The organism is Micromonospora rosaria, assembly GCF_001567585.1.
GTDB classification, from domain to species: Bacteria; Actinomycetota; Actinomycetes; order Mycobacteriales; family Micromonosporaceae; genus Micromonospora; species Micromonospora rosaria.
In genome coordinates this window covers 1-3,189 of record NZ_LRQV01000262.1, presented here as the reverse complement: position 1 = coordinate 3,189, position 3,189 = coordinate 1, and the positions used below count along the sequence as shown (strand labels likewise).

Below are 3,189 nucleotides of genomic sequence, written 5' to 3'. Positions count from 1 at the left end.
CGGCACTGGCCCCCGGTTCCGTCGATCTGCTGCTCCCCGCACACGCGGGGGTGATCCCGCCTCCGTCCACGCCTGGAACCCCGGGTGCGACTGCTCCCCGCACACGCGGGGGTGATCCTCGGTCAGAGCGAGCGGTCCACGTGAGATGCACCTGCTCCCCACACGCGGGGGTGATCCCGGCGTGCCGAACCCGAACGGCGCGCAACCCAGCTGCTCCCCGCACACGTGGGGGTGATCCCAGGTGGCCGAACTTGCTCGGGCCGGACGAGTGCTGCTCCCTGCACATTCGGGGGTGATCCGTGCACCGGCATGATCGTCGCGCTGTCAGGGGCATGTGGCGGGGCCGGCGGGACGGCGTGTCGCGGGCCGGGGCGGTATCGCGTTGGCGGGGTATACCTGCCAGGAATTTATATACCCGAGTGGTATTCGGCTCACAACCGATACGCCGACCTGACACCTCACGCCGCCGCGTGCGTCGAGCCTCTCCCCGCACATGCGGGGTGATCCGGGTTCCCGCGCCAACGACGACGCGATCCACTCCTGCTCCACACATGCGCGGGGTGATCCTGGCTGAGAATCAGACCAACGGGCGCTCAGGGAACCGCGCGGGTGCCTCCTCAAGGGACGTTGGAGGGAAACGGCCCCTCTGGGGGCCGGAATCTTCCAAGGTCTTCCGCATGACCGTCGTCCTGATGACCGTCGTCCTGCCCTGCGGGACGTCGTCAACGAGCAGGCCCCGGTACGAGTCCCGCGTACGCCGGGATGCGTGCTGTCGCCACCGGAGCTTCCGGCGGCGGCGGACCATGCGTGCCCTGGACGGGGCGGTCGGCTACGCAGTCGTGTCGGGGTGGTGCGGGGCCGAGGTGGGTCGCCACATCGGTCGGAGGACGGGACCGCCGTCGGGCAGGGCCAGCGGCTGGCCGTGGTCGTGGAAGCCGTGGCGCAGGTAGAGCCGGCGGCTGCGTTCGGTCGAGGCTTCGAGGTACGTCGGCAGGCCGTCGGCGTCCGCTTCGCGGAGGCGGTGGACGAGCATCGCGCCGCCGACGCCGTGGCCGCGTTGGTCAGGTCGGACGCCCATCGACGCGAGGTACAGGTGGGGTTCGCGGGGGTGGCGGGCGGTGACCGTCTCGGTGACCGTCGCCAGTCGCCGCGTGACGGGGGCGTCCGGGGGCGGGGCCGCCGCCGACGGCGCGGCCGGGTCCGGCGGGGTGGGGGTGGCGGTCGGGCGTACCCACATCGACACTCCGGCCAGGGTGCCGTCGGGGAGTTCGGCGACGGTGATCTGGTCGTCGCGGACGGCGGCGTGCATCAGGGCCTGGAACATCGGCGCGGTGCGCGTGGCTCGTTCCGCCGGGTCGGGCAGCACCCAGCACAGGACGACCTCGTCGGCGAAGGCGGCGACGCAGGCAGGCACGAGGGCGTCGATGTCGGCGGGTACGGCGAGCCGGACGCGGACGGCGGCGGAGGGGGTCACGGTCGCTCCTCGGTCGGTGACTGTCACCTCCGATGCTGGCGGGCCGGCCATCCGTCAGGGAGTACTTTCGTCACGGCGAGCGGGGTGACGAAAAGGGGTGCCGGATGGCCGGGGCGCGGTGTGTGGAGTGTGGTGACGGGCTGCCGCCCGGATCCGGCCAGGGGCGGCCCCGGCGGTACTGCTCGCGGGGCTGCCAGGCGCGGGCGTACCGCCGCCGTCGGGACCGGGGACGGACCGTGCGGTCGCGGCGACCGGCCGGGGCCCGGGACGGCGACGGCGTCGACACCCGGGACGACCTGGTGCGCGTCGCGGTCCGGCTGGCCGACGCCGACGGGCTCGACGCGGTGTCGGTGCGCGCCGTGGCGCACCGCGCCGGGCTCACCCCGGACGCGGTCTACCGATGGGTACGCAACCGGGACGACCTGCTCGGGGCGATGGCCGAGCAGGTGCTCGACAGCGGCCGGACGCCCGACAAGGAGCAGGGGACGCCGCGTGAACGGCTCTGCCGGGCGGCCCGCGCGGAGTGGTCGCTGTACCGGCGGCACCCGTGGCTGTTGACCGTCCTCGCGACCACCCGGCCGCCGGTCGGTCCGGGGGTCCTGGCGCTGATCGACGGTACCGTGACGGCGCTCACCGACGCCGGGTACGACCTGCCGGACGCCCTGGCCGGCTACCTCGCGCTGAGCGGCTACGTGCAGGGTATGGCGCTGCTGCCCGTGACCGAGCGGGCCGAACGCGAGGCCGGCGGCGCGGCCTGGGGTACCTGGTGGAGCGGCACCTTCGCGCTGCTGGAACGCACCGGGCGGACCCGGGGGCGGGACTGGCTGACCGCCACCCGGCCGGACCCGACGGCCGACCCGGACCCGCAGGTGGCGCAGTGGTTCGAGTTCGGCCTGGCCCGCCTGGTCGACGGCCTGGTACCGGCGTGACGGGCTGACGGCGGCGTCGGGGTCGACGGCGGCATCGGGGTCGACGGCGGCGTCGGGTGCGGTTGGGCCCGGTGCCACGGCCCGGTGCCATGGCCCGGTGCCATGGCCCGGCGCGCACCGCCCCGGGGCCGCGTGCCGCCGGGCGGAGCCGGTCGGGTGCGGTCCGGCTCCGCCCGGCGGCGGGTCAGCAGGTCCGGCCCTGCCGGAAGGCGCGCTCGACGAACGACGCCGGCCCGACCTGGAAGTAGCCGACGCCCGGCCGGACGGGGTGCCCGGTGAACAACTCGACCCGGGACCCGTGGCGGACCAGGTAGGCGGTGGCGGTGCCGGCGTCGTTGCCGATCAGGGCGCCGCGCGGGCCGTAGATCGTTTCGAGGTGGTCGAACGACATGCCCACGGCGGCTCCGGCCGGGGAGCGCGGCGGGGCGGTCGCCGTGCCGATCGCGACCAGCCGTCCGCTCTGGAAGGTCAGCAGGATCACGCCGGCCCACTCGCCGGTGGCACCGGCGTCGACCACGGTGCCGCAGACCGGCGCGGTCCAGTCGATGAGCCCGGCAGCCGTCAACTGGTCGAGGCGGGCACCGACGAGGTACGGGCCGGCGCCCTGGACGCTGAGCACGTCCGTCTGCGCCGACGCGGTCCGCCCGGCGGCGGCCGGTGGGGCACCCGGCCCGACCCCGGCGGCGGCCGGCGGAGCGCCCGGCCCGACCCAGGCGAGGGCGGGTGGGGCACCGGGGCCGGCCCAGGCGAGGGCCGGGGCGGTCCGGGTGGGGGCGGCGTGGGCCG

Annotated in this window: 3 protein-coding genes; 1 reads left to right on the top strand and 2 read right to left on the bottom strand. The window is 75.5% G+C overall.

Annotated features, from left to right (window positions below; genetic code table 11):
* Positions 1-829: 829 nt before the first annotated feature.
* Entirely contained in the window at positions 830-1,474 is a 645-nt protein-coding gene (locus AWW66_RS31765) for a GNAT family N-acetyltransferase (RefSeq protein WP_067374420.1), read from the bottom strand.
* Between the two features lie 236 nt (positions 1,475-1,710).
* Here AWW66_RS31765 and AWW66_RS31760 point away from each other — a divergent pair, with 236 nt between their 5' ends.
* Positions 1,711-2,403: a TetR/AcrR family transcriptional regulator gene (locus AWW66_RS31760; RefSeq protein ID WP_169807208.1), complete on the top strand. Its 693-nt coding sequence runs from the start codon at positions 1,711-1,713 to the stop codon at positions 2,401-2,403.
* Between the two features lie 184 nt (positions 2,404-2,587).
* On the opposite strand, the gene AWW66_RS34725 is transcribed toward AWW66_RS31760, so the two are convergent.
* Positions 2,588-3,189: hypothetical protein (locus AWW66_RS34725; protein ID WP_245648580.1), on the bottom strand; the 602-nt coding region annotated here is incomplete at its 5' end.